General features: G+C 34.5%; 1 protein-coding gene. It reads right to left on the bottom strand.

Translation table 11 applies throughout. The features are described 5' to 3' along the window. Positions 1–400 (bottom strand): carbohydrate ABC transporter permease (locus tag KH400_RS21755; protein WP_217228195.1); only part of this gene is annotated, 400 nt, incomplete at both ends.

Raw genomic sequence — 400 nt, 5'->3', positions numbered from 1 at the left:
GGCTAGTAATGGTAGAGTAATCTTTTTAAACTGAGCGAAAGCTGATGCCCCATCAATAACAGCCGCTTCATAATAGTCTTTAGATATACTTTGCAATCCAGCTAAATAGATAATCATCGCAATCCCAACGAACTGATATGTGTTAACTAACACAATAATCCATGGATTAAATGATGCATTTCCTAGAGCGTTAATGGGCTCAAATCCTAGAAATATTAATAGATCATTTAATGCTCCTCCTTGGTAAGCAAAGAAAAAGTACCATATATATCCCATTATTAACGGACTAATAATAACTGGTAAATACACAATCGTTCGCGTAAAAGCTTTTAATTTAATACTTTGATTTAATGGCAATGCATAAAGCAGTCCAATTACCGTTTGAAAGACGGTACTGCCA

It is taken from the genome of Desertibacillus haloalkaliphilus (assembly GCF_019039105.1).
Lineage (GTDB): Bacteria > Bacillota > Bacilli > Bacillales > KJ1-10-99 > Desertibacillus > Desertibacillus haloalkaliphilus.
This window is presented reverse-complemented; position numbering and strand designations above follow the sequence as displayed.